The sequence below is a fragment of the Bernardetia sp. ABR2-2B genome, assembly GCF_037126435.1.
GTDB lineage: Bacteria > Bacteroidota > Bacteroidia > Cytophagales > Bernardetiaceae > Bernardetia.
Genome location: NZ_CP147020.1, coordinates 530,291 through 546,544, shown reverse-complemented (window position 1 = coordinate 546,544; position 16,254 = coordinate 530,291). Strand labels below are relative to the sequence as shown.

The following is a 16,254-nucleotide window of genomic DNA, read 5'->3' as shown; positions in this document are numbered from 1 at the left end:
TTTTTTATCCCTATTTTTTATTTCTTCTAACCCTAACCGTATAGGTAACAAGATATTGGTTATCAATTTTTATATGAACATCATAATGACCTAGTTTTTCGAATGTATATTTTAATTCTAAAAATCCTTCTTTGGTTCTATTAATGAGAGGTTTTTTAGAGTATTTAGAAGAACCTAAGCTTAGTTCTAATTCAATAGTTTCTGTTTTGAGTGAATCGGGAGCTTCAAATAAAAAGCTAATTATTTCATTTTTCCCTATCTCTATTTTCATTTTTTGAGGTTCTACTGGGATAAGCTGGTAATTGAAAGTATATTTATAAACCAATGGAGCTTTTAAGAATTGAGAAAGACTAGGTTTATTTTCCAATAACATCCATTTTTCCTCTAAAGGGTAATGATTTTTAAGAAATAGTTTGGGTTCAGCCAAAAAATAACCCTCATTATATTCTGAAATAAACTCATTTTTTTCTGTATCAAAAAATCCACTTGACCAAGTTGCATCACAGAGATACCATTTGTTATTCAATTTTACTGCATTCCACGAGTGATTAGGAATGCTATTTTCTTCGTTTGTATTTGTAGTTGCCGTTCTTCCATAGCCATCAATAATTTTACATTCTATATCAGACATAGTTGCTAACTCTCTTACTAAATATGCGTAGCCTGTACAAAGCGTCTTTTTTTCTTTAACTAATTTCTCAAATACTTTTGGTAAAAATGATTTGTTCCAATTTTTCAAAGCCAAACTATCGTCTTGGAATTTCTGACGTTTTCTTCTATTTTTTACATATCCTAAGTAATCGTTTTCAATGTTTTTGCTTACCCACGTATATATTGCTCTAAATTTTTCTACATCAGAAGGCAATGAATTTGTTAGCTTATAAGAAAGTAAAGGTAAGTTTTCTACGCTCTCGCCTTCGTAGTGATTTGCAACACTATCTGCTTTACGAAAATCTACACTTTCAAAATCACTTACTTGTGCTTTTGCTACTTCAATACTTAGCAAGAATAAAATACAGAAAAATCGAATCATCTAAATAAACCTTTAAATTTTTGCCAAACTGTTTGCTTTGATTGATAAACCTCATTGACACTTACTTCTCCCAAAAGTTCACAAGAAGACTCTAATAAGACTGTTAAATGTCGTGGAGTATTTTCTGTGATTTCTATTTCTTTGCTTTTAAAACCAACATATGAAAATACGAGTACAACTTCTCCGTCAGGTATAACAAAGCTAAAATTTCCATCAATATCTGTTTGAGTTCCTCTTTTAGTTCCCTTTATATAAATAACAGCCCCTGGTAAAGCTCCATCTGGACTAGTAATATTTCCTGTTATTGTAAACTGGTTAATTCTACCCGTCAAGTTTTTATCTTCACTACTTTTTTCTTGCTTTTCAGATGTTTCTGTAATAATAGTTGGATTAGCCTGTTGGGCTTGACTTTTATTAATTGATAGTAGAGAAAGAAGAGAAAAACTCATTAAACCAATTCCTATTTTCCTCAAACTGTACGTTCTTTTTGAAGGAGTAACAGTAGAATAAGTTTTGAGTTGAGATTCATTAAAGCGACCACAAGACTTTTTTTGATTATTCTGAAAATAGGCTATAATCTCTTTATCACTCATTTGAGTAAAATCGATGACTTCTTTCTGACAAGAACCACAAAAACCACCTGCTTTTGTAGCTTTGAAGTTATCAAAATTTTCTGAACAAGGCTTATTTATGGAAATAGTAGTTTTTCTTTGCATGATTTTATTTTTTTTCTTAAAAATCTGTAATATGTTTACAGTACGTCAAATAAAGTATAAAGCGTTGCAGTAGAAAGGAAATTTCTTTGTATGCTTTAAATTTTAAGAACATAACTCAAAAGAATAAATTTATGGAATTTACCTACAAAGAAATTAAAGAATCTTATTTAGAAATCAAGGTATTTCTTGAAAGAGGAACAAATAAAAGCATAATTCTTTCTGCTACAATTGATAATGAATTAGGTTTTTGGGGAGCTGATAATGTTTTTTTACTAGAAGAATATTTTGAAAAGTACAAAGTAAGTTATGAGAATTTTGATTACGATAAGCATTTTTATTCAGAAGTTTGGTCTTTAAAAGAACTTTTCCTTCTTTTAATTTTTCCTTTTATCATTTTGATACATACTATAATTTATTTTTTTCCAAAAATACGAAGAGTATTCAAGTTTATCTTAGGAGAACAAAAAACACATTTAACTTTTGGAGATTTAGTAGCCAGTAAGTTAAAAGGAGAGTTTTGTTTGAAAGCAGATGCAAACATTCAATTGAAAAAGTAAGACATAAAAAAAGGGATAAAGTGTGCTTTATCCCTAACATTTCCTACACTAAAGTATCGGCTACATTTTCCTGCCGTTGTCGGTGTCCCCACCGACGACTAGAAAACTATTTTCTAATCAATGCGCCTTCTTTTTCATAGGCAGAAATAAGTCGTTGCATTGTTTTGTCAATCGTTTTTTCGTCTAGCGTTTTATTTTTGTCTTGCAGTGAAAAAGCAACAGAATACGATTTTTTGCCTTCTTCCATTTTATCTCCTTCGTAAATATCAAAAACAGAAACGTTTTGTAAAATCTTTCTTTCTGTCTTTTGAGCTATTTTCTGGACATCAGCAAATGAAACTTTTTTATCCAAAACGATAGACAAATCACGACGCACAATAGGGAATTTTGAAAGCTCAGAAAACTCTCTTGGTTTGATTTTTTGCCCTAAAAGAATTTCCCAACGAATTTGAGCATAAAAAACTTCTGTATTTGTATCAGTCAATTTACACAGTTTTTTCTTTACCAATCCCATTTTCAAAATTTGCTCAAAAGAATCTTTACCTGTTCTTTTTGTCAGTTCAATTCCGTATTGAAGTTCATTGTCTTCACTTAATTTATTTTGGTCAAAATCAGAAATATCAAAACCTACTGCTTTCAAAATTCTTTGAACGACACTAGAAAGTTCAAAATAATCTACTGGAGTAGCCTTTGCATTCCATGAAGTAGGCGTTTGTCCTGTCAAGAAAATTCCTAGTTGCCACTCTTCAAAATATTTGTGTTGTTCATCTTTCGGTTCTTCTATTTTAGAATATACTTTTCCAAACTCAAAACCTTTGATGAGTTCTTCTTGTCTGTTTAAGTTTCTTGTGATACTTTCCAAGCCACCAAAAAGCAAACTCTGACGCATTACATCCAAATCCTCACTCAATGGATTTAGCATTTTTACACTTGTATTTTCTATCCCTACTGCCTTTGCATAATTAGAAGAAGTAAGTGAATTATTCATCATTTCAGAAAAGCCCATTCCTACCAAAATATCAGCTGTTTTCTTACGAATTTCTTGGTCTTTTGAGATAGAAGGCGCAATATAATCTGTCGCTGCCGTCTGTGGAAAATCAATATTATTTAGTCCATAGATACGCAAAACTTCTTCTGCAATATCAGCAGGTTTCAAAACATCGACACGATACGTAGGAACTGAAACCGTTATAGACTCCTCCGTTTCATTCGTATTTTCTTTTATAATTTCAATATCTAAATCCATCAAGATACGTTTTACAGTTTCCTTAGGAATATCGTTTCCGATAAGTGTGTTCAGATAGTTGTACGAAACTTCAAAAGTTGGATTATCAATTTTTTGAGAATATAAATCTGTAACTTCACTAAAAATTGTTTCTTCCGTTCCTGCAATTTCTTGAATTAAAAGTGCTGCGTATTTGAGTGGATAAAGAACATTATTTGGGTCAGTCCCACGAGCAAAACGGAAAGAAGCATCTGTAAAAAGGTCGTGGATTTTTGATGTCTTACGAACAAAATCAGGCGAAAAATAAGCTGATTCTAAAAATATATTCGTCGTAGCATCAGAAACACCCGAATCTGCACCACCAAAAACACCAGCAATACAGAGAGGATTCAATTCAGCATCACAAATCATCAAATCACTTTCTGCTAATTTATATTTTTCATTGTCTAAAGCTACAAATTCTGTCTTGCTTTTAAGGGTAGAAACTACAATCTTATTTCCTTTAATTTTATCAGCATCAAAGGCGTGTAAAGGCTGCCCAAAAGAATGTAAAACATGATTTGTAATATCGACTACATTATTGATTGATTTCTGACCAATAGATTCCAAAGCCATTTTGAGCCACGCTGGAGAAGGAGCTACTTTTACATTTTTGAGGGTTACTCCTGCGTATCTTGGACAAGCCTCTGCATTTTTTATTTCTACTTGAACGGCTTTCTCTTTGCTAATCTCCTTCTCTAGCTCATCAAATTTTTCTGTATTGGGTTTACACAAAGGTAATTCCAAACGAGCTTTTAAGTCTCTAGCCGTTCCGTAATGTGAAGCTGCATCTACTCGGTTTGGAGTAAGTCCAATTTCTAAAACTGTATCATTTTGCAAGTCAAAAACTTTACTTGCTTTTGTTCCGTTTTTATGCTGTGCTTTCTCGCCTTCTAAGACCAAAATACCGTCGTGTTCTGTTCCCAAGCCTAGTTCGTCTTCGGCACAAACCATTCCTTCTGAAACCTCTCCTCTGATTTTTCCTTTTTTGATTTTGAATGGCTCTCCCTCTTTAGGGTAAAGCATTGTTCCGATTGTAGCCACGATTACTTTTTGTCCTTTAGCAATATTTGGCGCACCACAAACGATATGTAAATTTTCTTCTTTTCCAATATCGACAGTCGTAACACGCAAACGGTCAGCATTTGGGTGCTGCTCACACGTCATTACTTCGCCCACTACAAAACCTTTCAAACCACCTTTTATTTGTTCGAAAGTTTCGATTCCTTCTACTTCTAATCCTGTTTCGGTCAGATATTCTGCTATTTTTTCAGCAGATTCTTCAAGTTGAATATATTTTTTGAGCCAGCTAAGTGAAATGTTCATAGTTATAATATCAATTCTAGACTCTAAGGGTTTCTGAACTGACAAGTCAGCGCAGCTAAAACCCTTAGGGTTTGCTTATAATTTTTTTATAGATGCGAAGGTAAGAAGTTTTTCGTAAATTATCTATAACAAATTAATGTAAACTACCACACTACTAGACAAAAAAATGCGACCTCCCTAAACGGCGAAGCCCTCGCTGTAAGCAATGGGACTTTGAATAGGCTTTTCTCCCCTACTTCGGAGTGTCTGGGGTAGGTTATATAAATAGCCACCTTTTCAAACGAACCATTTTTCCTGTAATAAAATCAGTAAAAGATTAGTGGCAGTTGTAGATTTAGCCTATTCCTTTGCTCTTCCTAAGATAATTATTTAAAGGTTCAGAGAAGTAATTAGAGGTTATTTTTCCTAAAAAATAGGATAGTAAAATAAGCAATATTGAATAAGAAATTATAAAAAGCTCTTAGAATATCTATTACAATATTTCTGTTTTTTGTAGTAATGGGAGTTTTCAAACTTTATACTCTTATAAACTTGTTTTATGAAATAATCTTAAAATTCTTCACTCAAAAATTTTACAACAGCTTTGCTTGTTTGAACAGGAGCTTCTTCCATCGGCAAATGTCCGACACGTTCATAAATCAACATTCTATTTTGTGGAATAAGCTCATGAAAACGATGTGCATTACGGACAGGAATCCAACGGTCTTCACGTCCCCACATTATTAAAACAGGCATTGAAAGATTTTTGAGGTTCTTTGTATTTTCCTTGTGTTTGTTATTTACAAGTAATAGAAATGCTTCTGGATTTCCATCTCTAGTGAAAAGTTCGTAATAACGCTCTATCATTTGAGGAGTAATTTTGGATTGATTATAATACACCTCTCGTACAAATTGCTCCAAAACATTGTGCTGAATGACATATTTGATTACACGACCAAAAAACGGAGTACGAGCCATTTTGAAAGGCAAGGGAATACTTTGAGCATCTAAAAAACCTGCAGCATCTATCAAAATTAATTTTTTTACTTTTTTGGGATAATGAAGGGCATATTCCCACGCTACCCAACCACCTAAAGAACTTCCTCCTAAATGAAATTCTTTTATTCCTAATGTTTCTAGAAAACTGTTTAGATAATAAAGATGTCTTTTCATTGAATAATCATCATCAGGAACAGTTCCCGTAAGGGCAAAGCCTGGTAAATCTAATCGTATAATTTGATACTTTTTAGAAAGCCTTTTTGTCCATTCTTCAAAAGTATGTAAAGACGAGAAAGCACCATGTAATAAGACGAGAGGCTCGCCTTTTCCCTCAATTCGATAATGAATAAGTACGCCATCGACACTTAAAAAGCGTGAATGTTGATTTGTATATTTTTGTAGAAGTGTTTGAAATTCTTTCACAAAGAGCAGGTTGAAGTAAAAATGAGTTGTATATAACTAAAAATAAAAAATGTCTAATTTGTGTGTTATTGGTTTTGTTCTTATTTCTTGAATGTTTTTCTCAAAAAATCTTTCCGAATAACGCAAATTAATCCCAAATTTCATAATTTTTTTACCTAAAAAATATATGCAAAATAGTATCAGAAGAGAAAAAAGTGATTTTTATTGAAACTTATCATTACTAAATTGTACTTTTCGTCATAATCTGTTCTTAATAGCTCTTTGTTTTTTCTAAATCCAAACCTTCCCAATGAGGAACAGTTCTCAAGTAACGATAGGAGTTAAGTTTATAATTACGGTTTTCAAAGAGTCTAAGAAATTGTGCTGCTATTACTGAAATAATACCACCGTATATCATTGCTTCTGAACCATTATTTTTCAATAAAGTATTTCCAATACCTAAACCTATAAATAAAAAACCTCCATTTGTTCCTAGTACACGAGCAGCTTTTATACGTTTTTTGCTTATTTGAATTACTCTAAATTCTTCTAAAGGAATTTTGGCTACTCCATTTATTGTTATAGAGTTCGAATCCATAGCTGTAATAGTAGCTGTTCGTTTAAAATTCTCTTCTTTAAGCTTGAACTTCAACTCGTCGCCTATATAAAAACGAATACGTTTCTTGCGCCCAGGTTTGTTGAGTGTCAGGTAATAATCTTTTGAGTTTGGATTAACTTGTGAAAAAACTTCACTTCCTATAAAAATAAAACAAATGAAAAATGCAGAAAACAGTAAGTTGAGTTTCATGGTAATTTTTTAATAAAATAATTGACAAAAAAAATGATAAGCCAAAATACACCACATGAATAATTGAGCAGATTTAATTATAAATTAATGGTAAAATTTGGTTTTAAAACGAAACCCATAACTTTAGTTATGGGATAGCAGGAAGTCTGTTTTTATTCCTATTTTAAAGGTTTTCCCACGATTTTAATCGTGGGTTTCGTTATATTTAATTTTACTCAATTACTTATCATCAGTCAAAATAACGGTAAAGGTTTTGGTTTATCAAATCAAAAATAAAGAAGTGTTTCTATTCTTCTTCGTCTTGTTTTTTGTGTTTTTCTTTTAAAGAGCCTGTTTTTGCATCTTGATTTCTTATTTTTTTATCGTAGAGTGTTTTGTCTAAAAACTTATTTATATCCTCTGCATCATAAGAAGTTACGATTTCGCCAAACTCATTGACATGAACATTCAATCCTTCTAATTCAGGGTTTACTTTCATTTTTTTATCTTTCTTCTTGCTCATAATTTTATTGTGTTTGATAGATTTTTATGTAAAATGGCTACTTTTCTTGCTTTACGAAAAAAAATAGAGTTGATGTTGCAATTTTATTTCATAATAAATCAAAAGACCATTAAGAGCATGTTTGAAATTTTTATTTTTGCTTCAAACGAGTAATTTGAACATAATCTTCATTATTTTATCATCAAATAACTCGCTATTCTCTTCAAAAATGCCTTGATTATGCTAAAATTCTTTCATTTTCGCTATCAAAATAAAAAATTAAACAAGCTCTAAAATAGAATAACTGAATAAAAGACAAATACGTTTCAAAAACATGAATAAATTTACTTTTTTCTTAACAACCCGAACTATACATTACTTTCTCATTTGATTTTGGTTTCTGTTGTCCTTCATACAAAATTGGATTTAGAAATTTCGGAAGACTTGGCTTATCATCTGTTTCCAAAATCTTTTGCCATTCTTCGTCATTTAATCTTGTATTTGGGTCTTTTACAAACTCGTGATAGCCAAAAGTTCCTCCACGAGTAAGATATAGATATCCACCAATTTCCACAATCACAAAAATATCATTTACTTTTCCCACACCAACGTGCAAAACCCCAGTTTTTTCTGTATCAAGATTATTTGTATAAATATCAGCCACCACAGCAACTGATTTGTCTGTTCCAGTTACATTTTCCCAACTATCCAGATATGAAAGTTGATTATCAATGATAGAAAGCGTAAACATTTCAACACTTCCTCCAATATACTCTAATTGTCTAAATTCTAATTCTGTTACTTTTTGATTTGCTAATTGCTTTTCAGAAATTCTATTCAAAAACTCTATCTGTTCACGCATTTGAGTTGTTTTTTCTTCAAAGGTTTTGAATAAATTATGTTTTTGTAGTAACTCTTTATTCAAATCAACTAGCTCTAAAAGACGTTTCCAAAAAACAGCATTTGGTTCTACATAACCCATCGTGTACGGATCTGGAGGACCACCACCACCACACTCGGCTGCCATCGGTTGCTCGGCATACAGAATAGCATCGTGTTTGAGTTCTGCCCATGAAGCAAGACTCGTATTGAGTGTTTTCAAATCCCAAGCATCACTTTTGAGGTGTGGAGGAGTTCGTTTATCATAATCAAAACTACCCAAAAGTGTATAAATCCATTTATTATAGACAGCTTCGTCCCACTCGTTGTAGTCTTTGAGTTTGTTTTGTAAGCCTTCTAAACGTGGCATATATTCTTCCCAATTATCTTTTTCATCATAGACTTCTACTAAGTTTTTCTGAGCTGCTTTATTTCCGAAGGCTGCAAAAACATCTAAACCTTTCGGAAAAGGACGTTTTGAAGGTTCTCCTTCTTTGATATCTACCAAACGCTGCAAAATTTCATTATCGACTAAATAGCGTTGAGGCATCAAATTGATTTTATCAGGACAACTTCTTTCTACTTCAGGTTTTATTTTATTTAATGTTTTGGCTAAAGTCTGTAATTTGGTTCTGAGAGCTTGTAAAGGAGCTTTTTGGGTAAGCGTTTGAGGAGATTGAATGCCTATTTCTCCCAAAAGATTGACAATGTTGAGTGCAGAAAGGTTATCAGGTTCTCCAATCAAAAAAGTAGTAGGTTCTAAAATTCCTTTATACAGCTGAATAAGAGATTTTCCTTGTGTTGATTTTTCGGTATTCAAAAAGTGTGCATTGAGAGCCATTCTACGCAAATGATTGTCTTTATCTAAACATTGGGGAACAGTCTGAATCCAAATCATAGCACGAAAATAATTTTGAAGTGTTTTTTTCCGAGTATAATGTCCACGAGGTTTGAAAAGGCTATACGGAAAGTCTGTAATTTTATAATCTAAAAATTCAGAAGTATCATCACTTTGAGCCAGTACATTCTTAATTTCTTGTTTGTAAAACTTTTGATGTGCTGCAATGACAGGTTTATTTTGTTGATTTAATAAATGTAGTGCAATTGCGAAATAGGTAGAGTTCCATTCGGCAGCTTCTTTTAATTCTAGGTTAGCTTCGGTTTGAGCTAATTTGTAATTTGCATTATATAAGCCCTCACAAAGATCTGCCAACATAGGAGAAAAATTCTCTTCTTCCAATGTCCTCAAGACATACATAAAATACATATGAAAAAGCTGTAAATACATATCACTTGTTACAAAATTTGGCGTTTGGCGATAGTCATTTTCTTCATAGACATGAAAAAACTGAATATTATCATTAGGTACAATCGCAAAACCATTTTGAGCTACTTTTTTCAAAAACCCCTCATCTACATTTTCATATTGCCAAAGATTAACAACATTATTAATATTAGGAACTCTTTTGCCATCTACTTCAATATAATTTTCTTTCTTTTTATCTTCCTCTAAAGCCTTTATTTTGTTTGCAAAAGCACTTTCTTCTGTGTTTAATGCTATTGGTTTTATTTCTCTGCCCTCATCTTCAGCTTCCCAACGTTGCATCATTACATCATCATACCAACCTTGAGCCGAAAAAAAACCACGTAAATCTGCACTCATAAATAAATATCCTTGCTTTGCAACAAGCGCATTACGAAGCAAACGCAATTCCTCCAATGATTTATTAGATAAATCTTGATTGAGGTCAATAGTATAATAATCATTCTCTAATAAGCCTGTTTTATAAGAGACAGAAACCTCTTCTTTGGGTAAGTTCTCTTCTGTTTCTATCGTAGAATTTGTTATTATAGAAGTAGTATCAGAGGGATTATTTTCTTTGATAGATGACTTTTTAGTATCACAAGATGAAAACCCTATACTAAAAACAAAAAGATAGTAGATTATTTTTTTCATTGGAAAGGTAATTTGGTAAAAAGTATTTAATGCGATTTTATTCCAAAATTTAGGTAAAATAATTTAGAAAATAAATTTTTGAGTCGTTTTTACTTTTTTAAATGAATTGAATAACTAATTTCCTTTTTTTACTTTCATTTGCTGTTTTTCCCATTCTATGATTCCTCCTTTGAGATTATAAACAGCAGAGTAGCCTTTTTGCAGTAAAATTTGTGCAGCTTTTTGGCTTCTTCTTCCACTTCTACAAACCATTATTATTTTACGGTTTTCCGAAACATCTTCAACTTGCTTTTCAAAGTTATTTATTGCTCCCAAAGGAATATTGATAACTTTATCTACATCATAAGATAAAATTTCTAGCTCTTCTATTTCTCTTACATCTATCATAATTGCGCTATCTTTTTCTAGTAATTGAAGTGCCTCTTGGGGAGTAATCTGTATAACTTTTGGGTTATTCATCTTTTCTGTATTTTGTGCCTTACTGTTTTGTATAACTAGCATTAGTAAAGAAATAAGAATAAGAAGTGCTGTTTTTGAAAAAATAATTGATGACATTTTTAATGAGTTTAAATATTTGATTATGAAATAGTTGCATATTTTTTACCTCTAAACGAAAGTGAAGTTGTATTTTATATTATCATCTGTGAAAAATAATTTTTAAAATCCCTTTGTATTTTATAAAACTTTCCCTACCTTTGCAGTCGCAATAACAACAAAAGAATGTTATTAATTGTACTGGACTCGTAGCTCAATTGAATAGAGCACTACATTACGGCTGTAGAGGTTACAGGTTTGACTCCTGTCGGGTTCACAAGTTTTATGATAAGTTGCCAATAGAAATATTGGCAACTACATAAAATTAATTTTGGAACTATTTTATATTTTGAGTAGTTTTGTAAATAATTACAGATTAATAAACAAATTGTAATTGCATTCGTTTTTTAAAGTAAACGAATTAGTTAAATAAATGGACTCGTAGCTCAATTGAATAGAGCACTACATTACGGCTGTAGAGGTTACAGGTTTGACTCCTGTCGGGTTCACAATCCAATCTCAAAACCCTGTTTAGACTATCTAAACAGGTTTTTTTGTTTTTCCAAATGTCCATTTTTGGTTACACTTGACCCAAAAACTGTCTAGTTTGGTTACTCTTTGCCCTCTTTTTTTGAAAACAAAGAGCGACACCATTTACAATAAATATTGCTTATTCTTTAACAATACGTACTGTCATTGTTTTTTTGGAATCTGAAATTTTAAATAAATACAAACCAGCAGCTTGTTTTTCTAGGTTTATTACTCCCTCCAAAAATGCTCCTTCTTTCGTTTTTGTTTCTTCAATAATAATTCTGCCCGTCACATCAAACAAACGAATGGTATAATCTCCTTCTCTACTGGTTTTCAAACTATATGAAAACTCATTTGGTGTTGGATTTGGATAAACCATTACTTTGTCATCTGTAAAGAAGTCTTTAGCTGCATCGGTTTTGAATAATAGAACAAAACGTTTTACATCATTACCTTTTTTGGCTAAAAATTTATAATCGCCTTCTACACGCAAATTATGAAGTGAATCTGTTAGAGAATCATACAGATAAAGTTTGTGTTTAGAATGAAAATATTTCATTGTACGAAGTGTAATTTCATATTCTCCGTCTGTCAAAATATTCATTGATAAAGGTAGTTTTTGGTCTGAATCAAAACTTCCTAAACCATTGATAGCAAAATAGGTAGTTTCCTCTGCATTTTCATTATAAGAATACAGCATAGATAATTTGCTGTTAAATTTATGGATTTTGGCAGCATCATACTTTCCATCAAAATTAGGAGTTGCTCCATTTTGGAAATAAATAGTTGTTTCGTCTAATGAATTATTTCCTTTCAAGGCTACTCTAACTAATCCCTCTTTTGCATCTTGCATTTCGGTAGTTTTGTAAAAACGAGTATCAGTAGTCATACGAACAGTATTATTCATAGTTACAGTTCCACCAGTAGTAGTTCTGACAAAAAATCCTTGCATAGAAGCAATTTCTTTTTTGCCTCCATTGTTTATTACACCTGTTCCTGCTACATATTCAGCAAAACGTCCATCGTACTGACTTGTCGGAACTTCTAAATACACTGCATTTTCCAAACCTGTAGAGGCTGCCAAAACTTTATCCCAATCAATAGGAGAAGGATATGGATTACCAACAAGATTATATCCATCTGCTGTATTTCCACTAGAATTAGTTACTGCAATAGAAATATTTCCATTATTTAATGTACCATTCAAGTCTATTGTTGTTCCAGTTTGAATATTAGCTTGATAACCTTTTGCTACTTCTAAATTTGTCGTAGTAGGAACTTTATAATTTGATATAAATGGATTAAAATAAGCACTTGTATTTGCTCTTCCGTTTGTTTCTTGATAGTGAAAAAATGTCGGAAAAGGACGCACAAAAGCTGGTTCTGGTGCTGTATTATAAGCTGTATTCAAAACAAAATTCATATTATCACTAAACTGCAAAATAGGTGCAGATATAAAAGGAGAGGAAAACAAATGATAGGCTTGTGCATCGTATCCACCTGATAAATCCGAAACGGCAGACATAAATCTTTCCATAATGACGTTACCTACAACAGTATTTATTGTAGAACCAGCAGCATCATTGATGACTAAAGCTGTTCCATTTGTTGATGAGAGTAAAGCAAAATCAGTCGTTGAACCTATAACTTCTACCTGTCCAGTTGCTTCTAAATGAAGTATTTGGACAATACTCATATCGCCTGTAATGTTCAATTTGTTTCCATTATTTACTTTTACTTGGTCGATATTTACATTTTTATAATCTGTAAAATCAGAAGTAAAAGTTATATTTTTATCAACTACTATGTTTTCATTGTAGTTTTTAGCTACTGTTGGTTTGATTACATCATTCGCTATCGCTGCATCAACTGCCCATTGAATAGTTTGATAATAAATACCTGTACGAACCAAAAGAACATCGCCAGAAGAAGTATTTGCCCCCTCTACTACAAAATCATAAACTGATTCATTACAATCATTATTATTGATAGTAATGGTAGAGTTTCTTGTTCCTGTTGAAATAGCTGTAAAAGTAACTGTAAAGGTAGCATTTCCACCTGCTGCAACAGAAGTAGGAATAGAACTGACTGTGAAATCAGTCGTATTACTTGAAGTGACTGAAGTAATATCCAACACTTCTGTTCCTGTATTCTCAATCGTGTAAGTAATAGTTCTTGAGATAGCTGTATTTCCAAAGTCAGTATCATCACTTGTATTTGGTGTAATATCACCATCAAGAATAGAAACTGCATTTCCTAAAATATTGATTTCTCTTGTACTATTTTTTACAGTAACAATAAATTCATCACTTAAAGAAGTATTTCCATTTATATCAGTTGCTGTCCAAGTGACTGTCGTAATTCCAACATTAAATGTTTGATTTACCAAAGTGGTAACTGTTCCTGTGGATGCCCCTGTCAAAATATATTGATAAGAAGTAATACCACAATTATTTGTTGCTGTTCCATTTAGAATATTAGTTGCTCCTATTGTATTAGTAAATATGCAAACTCCATTATCTGTACTTCTGACTTCGTCATTTTTTACTGTCAAAACAGGAAGATTAAATAAATTTTCATACACTCCCATATCTACAGCAGTTCCTTGAATGCGTACATCTCCTTCTATATCGGTAAGAGTTCCAGTAATAGCAGCATTATTTCCTGCATTAATGGCAGGAGAACAAATAGCAAGACGCAAATTTCCATTAGCTGCATCTATAAAGAGAGGATCTTGAGCAAAAATATTATTTCCTCCAATACTGGTAGTACCCAAATAATCTCCAGAAGTAATAGTAGCTTGATCTGCTTCTTCTATTAAAGAAAAAGATATATTTTGAGTAGCAGACTCATTAAACCAAGAGTTTATAGCACCATTAGCCTTATTTCCCCAAAAGATACTGTTTGTGATTTGAGAACTGCTAGTTGCTCCATTTCTTCCGTCATTAAAGATTCCACCACCCTCATTATTAGCAATATTTTGAGAAAAAGAACAGTTTATTAAATCGACATTACTAACACCATTAGCCCTACCATTAAAGATTCCACCACCCTCATTATCAGCAGTATTTTGAGAAAAAGAACAGTTTATTAAATCGACTCTACTAATACCATCAGTCCCACCACCATTAGATATTCCACCACCATCACCAGCCGTATTTTGAGAAAAAATGCAATTTGTTAGGATAGCTTCGCTTATGCCATTTAAAAACCCCAAATTATACATTCCACCACCACCATAACTAGCTATATTTTGAGAAAAAGAACAATTTGTTAAGACAGGACTACTAACACCCTTATTTCCAGAGTTATACATTCCACCACCATAACCAGCTGTATTTTGAGAAAAAGTGCAATTTGTTAGAACAGGACTACTAACACCATAATCTGATCTATTATATATTGCACCTCCACTACCACCATAAACCGTATTTTGAGAGAAAGAACAATTTATTAGTGTAGGACTGCTAATTCCACTAACTCCATTATTATATAGTGCACCACCAAAAAAAATAGCACTATTTTGAGAGAAAGAACAATTTATTAGCATAGGACTGCTAATTCCACTAGATCCACTATTATTTAGTGCTCCCCCCCTAAAAGCACTATTTTGAAAGAAAATAATGTTTTTTAATGTGGGATTAGAACTATTTCCTGTACCACTTCCATCATTATACCAGCCTCCTCCATTATTTAGACTAGAGCTTGTACTTGCATCTCCTTTTGTGATAAAAACTCCATCTACTAAAGTGGCAGCAGAAACATTTTTAGTATAGACTACGTGGTAGGCATTGACTGGGCTAGAAATTGTCCCTATATCTCCACTAAGAATAGTAGTATTGGTGGTAAAATTACGAGCATCCAAAATAGCTTGTGTAATTGTCCCTGTTTCTGTACCTAAAAAGCCTCCATAGACTTCTACACCTTCTGGAATTTTGAAACTAACATTTCTTATATTGCTTGTAGTTGTATTTCCTGTAGTAAAGTTATATTGTTGTGTTGGTTTGTACGTTCCTTTTGCGATGTAGATTTTTGTTCCTGTTGTAGCTGTTGTAAGTGCAGATTGTAAGTCAGTATAAGCATTTGTCCAAGAAGTTCCATTATTTGCTCCTATTGCATTTGCATTTACAAAGATTTGAGCTTCAGTTTGGAAAATAGAGCCAAATAATATAAAAAATAACATGCTACTTTTTAAGAATAATAGTAATAATCTCATATAGTTAAGTGTTTGATTATTAGTGCTTTAAATTAATTATTTACAAAGATAGCTTTTTAAAAGTCCTTAACTACTATATATATATTTTTAATAAACCTACATTTACCAAAACTGAGAGTTAAAAGTATGTTTTAGGGTTCACAAATATAGCTTTATGGTTACACCTAACTTTTTTTTTTCCAAGTCATTTTAAAGCTATTGAAAGCATTTAAAAAAATCTTAGAATTGATAAAAACTCATCATTTTTATGAATCAATGTGCTGAAAACAGAAAACACACTATTTTTCATACTCTAAAATCACATCTGAAACTCTGTTTTTGTGGTCACAGTTTATACACTTTACTAAAAAATACGCCTTTATAGCTATTTAAAACGTGATTGCGTTATCCTGTCGGGTTTACAATCCAATCTCAAAACCCTGTTTAGATAATTAATCTAAGCAGGGTTTTTTGTTTTCCAAATGTCCGATTTTGGTTATATCTGTCCAAAAAATATCTAGTTTGACATAGGATTAGAGAAGAGCGAACAAGTATCTCATTTATTTTTAAAATCACCCATTCATAAAACCAAA

Annotated in this window: 10 protein-coding genes and 2 tRNA genes; 3 read left to right on the top strand and 9 right to left on the bottom strand. The window is 32.0% G+C overall.

Annotation, left to right across the window (positions count from 1 at the left end; translation table 11 throughout):
- Nucleotides 1–10: 10 nt before the first annotated feature.
- Nucleotides 11–1,033: a transglutaminase domain-containing protein gene (locus WAF17_RS02175; RefSeq protein WP_338765691.1), complete on the bottom strand. Its 1,023-nt coding sequence runs from the start codon at nucleotides 1,031–1,033 to the stop codon at nucleotides 11–13.
- A complete protein-coding gene (locus WAF17_RS02170) occupies nucleotides 1,030–1,749 on the bottom strand; it encodes a carboxypeptidase-like regulatory domain-containing protein (protein WP_338765688.1) in 720 nt (239 codons plus the stop codon). The genes WAF17_RS02175 and WAF17_RS02170 overlap by 4 nt, the downstream gene beginning before the upstream one ends.
- Before the next feature lie 131 nt (nucleotides 1,750–1,880).
- On the opposite strand from WAF17_RS02170, the gene WAF17_RS02165 reads away from it, so the two are divergent.
- Complete coding sequence (locus WAF17_RS02165) at nucleotides 1,881–2,306, top strand: hypothetical protein (RefSeq protein WP_338765686.1); 426 nt, start codon at nucleotides 1,881–1,883, stop codon at nucleotides 2,304–2,306.
- Between the two features lie 106 nt (nucleotides 2,307–2,412).
- On the opposite strand, the gene pheT is transcribed toward WAF17_RS02165, so the two are convergent.
- The 6 genes from pheT to WAF17_RS02135 all read right to left on the bottom strand — a co-directional run bounded on the left by pheT (nucleotide 2,413) and on the right by WAF17_RS02135 (nucleotide 10,956).
- Nucleotides 2,413–4,896 (bottom strand): phenylalanine--tRNA ligase subunit beta, encoded by a 2,484-nt coding sequence (gene pheT, locus WAF17_RS02160; protein ID WP_338765684.1) that lies wholly within the window; start codon nucleotides 4,894–4,896, stop codon nucleotides 2,413–2,415.
- A gap of 549 nt (nucleotides 4,897–5,445) precedes the next feature.
- Nucleotides 5,446–6,297, bottom strand: coding sequence for an alpha/beta hydrolase (locus tag WAF17_RS02155; RefSeq protein ID WP_338765682.1), 852 nt, complete (start codon nucleotides 6,295–6,297; stop codon nucleotides 5,446–5,448).
- 250 nt (nucleotides 6,298–6,547) lie between these two features.
- On the bottom strand, nucleotides 6,548–7,084 hold the full coding sequence (locus tag WAF17_RS02150; protein ID WP_338765679.1) for a hypothetical protein: 537 nt from the start codon (nucleotides 7,082–7,084) through the stop codon (nucleotides 6,548–6,550).
- Nucleotides 7,085–7,370: 286 nt separating this feature from the next.
- A complete protein-coding gene (locus tag WAF17_RS02145) occupies nucleotides 7,371–7,586 on the bottom strand; it encodes a hypothetical protein (protein ID WP_338765676.1) in 216 nt (71 codons plus the stop codon).
- A gap of 334 nt (nucleotides 7,587–7,920) precedes the next feature.
- On the bottom strand, nucleotides 7,921–10,401 hold the full coding sequence (locus WAF17_RS02140; RefSeq protein ID WP_338765673.1) for a DUF3160 domain-containing protein: 2,481 nt from the start codon (nucleotides 10,399–10,401) through the stop codon (nucleotides 7,921–7,923).
- A gap of 114 nt (nucleotides 10,402–10,515) precedes the next feature.
- Nucleotides 10,516–10,956: a rhodanese-like domain-containing protein gene (locus tag WAF17_RS02135; protein WP_338765671.1), complete on the bottom strand. Its 441-nt coding sequence runs from the start codon at nucleotides 10,954–10,956 to the stop codon at nucleotides 10,516–10,518.
- 182 nt (nucleotides 10,957–11,138) lie between these two features.
- Here WAF17_RS02135 and WAF17_RS02130 point away from each other — a divergent pair.
- Together WAF17_RS02130 and WAF17_RS02125 are read left to right on the top strand one after the other, a co-directional pair.
- Nucleotides 11,139–11,212: transfer RNA gene (locus WAF17_RS02130), tRNA-Arg, on the top strand.
- A gap of 158 nt (nucleotides 11,213–11,370) precedes the next feature.
- A tRNA-Arg gene (locus WAF17_RS02125) sits at nucleotides 11,371–11,444 on the top strand.
- Between the two features lie 161 nt (nucleotides 11,445–11,605).
- Here WAF17_RS02125 and WAF17_RS02120 read toward each other — a convergent pair.
- Nucleotides 11,606–15,682, bottom strand: coding sequence for a choice-of-anchor D domain-containing protein (locus tag WAF17_RS02120; RefSeq protein WP_338765669.1), 4,077 nt, complete (start codon nucleotides 15,680–15,682; stop codon nucleotides 11,606–11,608).
- Nucleotides 15,683–16,254 lie beyond the last annotated feature (572 nt).